Genomic DNA, 4,978 nt, shown 5'->3' on the forward strand with positions numbered 1-4,978 from the left:
GGGAATCTTCATCGGGGTCCGTTCTACCGGTGGTGGCCCTCCGGCGGGACCGGGGGCGGCGGGTGGGGGCTGCCTGCTTCGCGCCTGTCGGAAGACGTCGCGGGCGGGCGGCGGAATCAGCGCTTGGGCGTGTAACGGCCCTTGGACTGGCTGAGGAAATGATACGTGTTGTTCTTCGAATCCACCTCGAACCCGACGCCGGACTGCTCCATGCCGGGCCGGGTCATGGTCACCAGGGCATCGGTGCGGGCGCGGTTGTCCTTCGGGAATACATCCAGGTGGTCGGTGCGGAAGGTGGTCGGGACCACGCCCGGGCCGGCCGGGCTGTCGCCGGCGACGTTGCCCCGCAGCTTCATCTCGTCGCCCTTGGCACTGAGCCAGCCGGTCTGGGCGCGCAGCGTCCAGTGCTTGCCGTCCTTGTCGGGCATTTCGAACAGCGGCGTGGTGATGTTGAGCGTCTGGTCGCCACGCTGGCGTTCCAGCAGGGGCGCGCGCAGGGTGGTCGATTCCTTGCCATGTTCGTCCAGGGCGACGATCTGGAAATCGTGCAGGATGTAGTCCACGCCGGCGTCCTGGCCTTCGACGGCAGGTGCCTTTTCGCGGTTGCGCAGCGCCGCCCAGCTGCTCAGCAGGGCGGCCAGCAGCAGGCCGACGCCGAGGATCATCCGCCAGTTCAGGGTGGGGGCATTCATGCGCCGAACCTCGCCAGCACGGCGTCCACGCGGCCCTGCGCGGCCAGCAGCACGTCGCACAGCTCGCGCGCGGCACCACGGCCACCGTCAGCACGGGTGATCCAGTGCACGCGCTCGGCGATCCACGGATGGGCATTGGCCGGAGCCACCGCCAGGCCGACCGCGCCCAGTGGCGCCAGGTCGGGCAGGTCGTCACCCATGAAGGCCACCTGCTCCAGGCCGATGCCGTGCTGGGCGCACAGCGCCTGCACGCTGGCCAGCTTGTCGCCGACGGCAATCTGGGTGTCGATGCCCAGGTCGGCGCCGCGCTTGAGCGCGGACTGGCTGTTGCGCGCGGTGATCAGCACGGGGTGGATGCCGTGCTGCTGCAGCAGTTTCAGGCCCAGGCCATCCTGCACGAAGTACGCCTTGCTCTCATTGCCATCCTTGTCGTAGTACAGCCGACCGTCGGTGAGGGTGCCGTCCACGTCGAAGCAGGCCAGGCGGATACCGGCCGCAACGGCATGCAGGTGGGTGGGGAAGGCGGGCAGGGGGGACCAGGGCATCAGGGCATCGGACTCGGTGGTTGCGGGCTCGTTGGTACAGACTGAATGGGGTCTACGGACTGTCGGTTAAACCACCCGCGCCCGCAACAGGTCATGAATGTTCAGGGCGCCGACCGCGCGGCCCTGGCTGTCGACCACGATCAGGCCGGTGATCTTGTGGGTTTCCATCAGCCGCGCAGCCTCCACCGCCAGCTTGTCGGCGCTGATGGTGCGCGGTTGCCGGGTCATCACATCGGCGATCCTGGCGGTGCGCACGTCCAGGTCGGTGTCCAGGGCGCGGCGCAGGTCGCCGTCGGTGAACAGCCCGATCAGCACGCCCTGGTCGTCGACCACGGCGGTCATGCCCAGGCGCTTGCGGCTCATCTCCATCAGCGCTTCGCTGAGGCTGGCGCCGACATCGACCTTGGGCAGGTCCTCGCCGGTGTGCATGACGTCGGTGATGTGCAGCAGCAGGCGGCGGCCGAGGCTGCCGGCCGGGTGCGAACGGGCGAAATCGTCGGCGGTGAAGCCGCGTGCATCCAGCAGGGCCACCGCCAGCGCGTCACCCATCGCCAGCGAGGCGGTGGTGCTGGRGGTGGGCGCCAGCGCCAGCGGGCAGGCTTCGGCCGGCACGCTCACATCCAGGTGGAAATCGGCGGCGCTGGCCAGGCTCGACTGCGGGCGGCCGGTCATGGCGATCAGCACATTGCCCTGGCGCTTGAGCACCGGCAGCAGCATCAGCAGCTCATCCGATTCACCCGAATAGGACAGGGCCAGCACCACGTCGTCCTCGGTGATCATGCCCAGGTCACCATGGCCGGCCTCGCCCGGGTGCACGTAGAACGCCGGGGTGCCGGTGGAGGCCAGGGTGGCGGCGATCTTGCGTGCCACATGGCCGGACTTGCCCATGCCGGTGGCGACTACCCGGCCGCGGCTGCCCAGGATCGCCCGGCAGGCCTGCTGGAAGGCATCGCCGAGGCGGTCGGCCACGGCGTCCAGCGCCTGCCGTTCGATCTCGAACACGCGCCGGCCACTGGCGACCAGGGCGGCAGGGTCGGCGGAACGGGGGGGCAACAGGGATTCGGCCATGCGGACGCCACGCAGCGGAAGTAGAATGGACGCACATTTTATTAGGAAAGCCCGTTGGACGCCGASACCATCCGCAATCTGATCGAAACCGGCCTGCCCGGCGCCCGCGCCGACGTGCAGGGTGACGATGGCGTGCATTTCGAAGCGACCGTGGTCAGCGAGGCCTTTGCCGGCAAGCTGCCGCTGGCCCGCCACCGGATGGTGTATGCCACTCTGGGTGACCTGATGGGCGGCGCGATCCACGCGCTCGCACTGAAAACCGTGACCCCGGCCGAAGCCGGCTGAACCGCAGAAGATCCCCAATACATGGCCAAGATCGTTGTGACCGGCGGCGCTGCGCTGCACGGTGAAGTAAGCATCTCCGGCGCCAAGAACGCCGTCCTCCCCATCCTGTGCGCGACCCTGCTGGCCGATGCGCCGGTGGAGATCACCAACGTGCCGCATCTGCACGATGTGGTCACCACGGTGAAGCTGCTGGGCGAACTGGGCGCGAACGTGACCATCGACCAGGGCACGCTCTCGCGTGGCAGCGCGATCGTGGTCGACCCGCGTCCGGTCAACCAGCATGTGGCTCCGTATGAACTGGTCAGGACCATGCGCGCCTCGATCCTGGTGCTGGGCCCGCTGCTGGCCCGCTTCGGCGCGGCCGAAGTATCGCTGCCCGGCGGCTGCGCGATCGGTTCGCGCCCGGTCGACCAGCACATCAAGGGCCTGCAGGCACTCGGTGCCGACATCGTGGTCGAGAACGGCTTCATCAAGGCCACCGCCAAGCGCCTGAAGGGTGGCCACTTCACCTTCGACATGGTCAGCGTGACCGGTACCGAGAACGTGCTGATGGCCGCAGTGCTGGCCGAAGGCACCACCATCCTCGACAACGCGGCGATGGAACCGGAAGTCACCGACCTGGCGCATTGCCTGATCGCTCTCGGCGCGAAGATCGAAGGCCTGGGCACCGCCCGCCTGGTCATCGAAGGCGTCGAACGCCTGTCCGGTGGCCGCCATGAAGTGCTGCCCGACCGCATCGAAACCGGCACCTTCCTGGTGGCCGCAGCGATGACCGGTGGCAAGGTCACCGTCAACCGTGCGCGCCCGAACACCATGGACGCGGTGCTGGCCAAGCTGGTGGAAGCCGGCGCGACCATCGAGACCACCGAAGACAGCATCACCCTGGACATGCACGGCAAGCGGCCGAAGGCAGTCAACCTGACCACCGCGCCGTATCCGGCGTTCCCGACCGACATGCAGGCGCAGTTCATGGCGCTCAACTGCGTGGCCGACGGCGTGGGCGTGATCAATGAAACGATCTTCGAGAACCGTTTCATGCACGTCAACGAGCTGCTGCGCCTCGGCGCGGATGTGCAGGTGGAAGGCCACACGGCCATCGTGCGTGGTCACGAGCGCCTGAGCGGTGCACCGGTGATGGCAACCGACCTGCGCGCGTCCGCGTCGCTGATCCTGGCCGGCTTGATGGCCGATGGCGATACCACCATCGATCGCATCTACCACCTTGATCGCGGCTACGAAAACATCGAAGAAAAGCTGTCTTCGCTCGGCGCCACCATCCGGCGCGTGGCCGCATGATCCTGCGCGGCAGGTTCAGCCGTCGCCGCAAGGCGCTGCTGGTGCTGGTGCTGATCGTGCTGGCGTGGCTGGGCTATGCCTGGTACGCCAACATCGCCATCACCAAGGGCATCGAGCAGAAGGACATGGACTGGAATGGCGACGGCACGGTAAGCCGTGACGAGATCATCCAGTCGTTCTACGCGGTTGCGGTGAACGACAGCCAGGACGGCAACCGCCATTGCCGCACGTTCGTGCGCCGATCCACGGGCGAGCAGATCCGGGTCGACTGCCGCACCGAGTTCAAGCCGGCGGAAGAAACGAAGAAATGAAAAAACGCCCGCGAAAGCGGGCGTTTTTGTGTGCGGGGCATGAATCCACGCATGGCGTGGATCGACGTTGGGCGGTAGCGCCGGGCCATGCCCGGCGAGCGCGCAGCGCGGTCGGTCAGTTCATCGCCTTGATGGTCAGGTCCAGCGCATCGCGGCCGCTCTCACGCTGCAGCATGCGCGCCGGCACCGGGAACTCCGGCACGATCCAGGCGATCAGCTCCTTGTTGCCGTCGGTGCGCGAGACCTTGGTGGCCTCGTAGCTCTTGCCGCCGACGGTGACCGATTCCTTGCCCACCACGCGGTAGGTCATGTTCTTGATGCGGCCTTCGTCGACCATGCGATAGGTCAGCGGCTTGCCGGCGGCCAGGTCGCGGGCGATGGCCAGGTTGATCAGCAGCGCGTCCATGTCGCCGGCCTTCAGGGCGATCGGTCCGGCACGGTCCGGCTTGATGTCGCCGGTCCAGGTGGCCTGGTTGCTGGTCCAGTTGTAGTTGGCCTGCACATTGCGCTTCTTCACCAGCAGCGCAGAGCGGTCCTGGCTGCTGAGCGGGCGCAACTGCCCACGCACTTCCTCGAACACGGTGGTCTGGCTCAGGTCCGCCAGCTGGTTCTTGACCTGCAGGCTGTAACGCCACTTGTTGGTGCCTTCGCTGGCCAGGGTCATGCTGCCATTGGCCTGCATGCCCATGTAGCTGGCGAGGTAGTCGGCCTTGAACGGCTGCAGGGCCATGGCCGGCAGGCTGGCCACCGACAGTGCGGCAGCGGCGATCCAGGTCAGGGG

7 protein-coding genes are annotated in these 4,978 nt (G+C 67.4%); 3 read left to right on the forward strand and 4 right to left on the reverse strand.

The genetic code is table 11. The annotated features are described in order from the left end of the window. Window positions 1-116: 116 nt before the first annotated feature. The 3 genes from lptC to AC1VAN_RS11075 all read right to left on the reverse strand — a co-directional run bounded on the left by lptC (window position 117) and on the right by AC1VAN_RS11075 (window position 2,305). A complete protein-coding gene (gene lptC, locus AC1VAN_RS11065) occupies window positions 117-692 on the reverse strand; it encodes an LPS export ABC transporter periplasmic protein LptC (RefSeq protein ID WP_025874017.1) in 576 nt (191 codons plus the stop codon). Further along, the gene (locus tag AC1VAN_RS11070) at window positions 689-1,237 is read right to left on the reverse strand and encodes a KdsC family phosphatase (RefSeq protein ID WP_033830524.1); all 549 of its coding nucleotides are present in this window, start codon (window positions 1,235-1,237) and stop codon (window positions 689-691) included. The genes lptC and AC1VAN_RS11070 overlap by 4 nt, the downstream gene beginning before the upstream one ends. 66 nt (window positions 1,238-1,303) lie before the next feature. Continuing rightward, window positions 1,304-2,305 carry a KpsF/GutQ family sugar-phosphate isomerase gene (locus AC1VAN_RS11075; protein ID WP_480985808.1) on the reverse strand — a complete coding sequence of 334 codons (1,002 nt, stop codon included), beginning with the start codon at window positions 2,303-2,305 and terminating at the stop codon, window positions 1,304-1,306. 54 nt (window positions 2,306-2,359) lie between these two features. Between AC1VAN_RS11075 and AC1VAN_RS11080 the strand changes: the two genes are divergently transcribed. The 3 genes from AC1VAN_RS11080 to AC1VAN_RS11090 are packed head-to-tail and all read left to right on the forward strand — an operon-like array spanning window position 2,360 to window position 4,197. After that, the gene (locus tag AC1VAN_RS11080) at window positions 2,360-2,590 is read left to right on the forward strand and encodes a BolA family protein (protein ID WP_480985809.1); all 231 of its coding nucleotides are present in this window, start codon (window positions 2,360-2,362) and stop codon (window positions 2,588-2,590) included. 21 nt (window positions 2,591-2,611) lie between these two features. Beyond that, entirely contained in the window at window positions 2,612-3,886 is a 1,275-nt protein-coding gene (gene murA / locus AC1VAN_RS11085; RefSeq protein WP_025874013.1) for a UDP-N-acetylglucosamine 1-carboxyvinyltransferase, read from the forward strand. Next, on the forward strand, window positions 3,883-4,197 hold the full coding sequence (locus AC1VAN_RS11090; RefSeq protein WP_032977527.1) for a hypothetical protein: 315 nt from the start codon (window positions 3,883-3,885) through the stop codon (window positions 4,195-4,197). Before murA ends, AC1VAN_RS11090 begins: the two co-directional genes overlap by 4 nt. A gap of 115 nt (window positions 4,198-4,312) precedes the next feature. On the opposite strand, the gene AC1VAN_RS11095 is transcribed toward AC1VAN_RS11090, so the two are convergent. Beyond that, a partial coding sequence (locus AC1VAN_RS11095; protein ID WP_480985810.1) for a DUF3108 domain-containing protein occupies window positions 4,313-4,978 on the reverse strand: 666 nt, incomplete at its 5' end.

The organism is Stenotrophomonas sp. 05L44_2 (genome assembly GCF_056665995.1).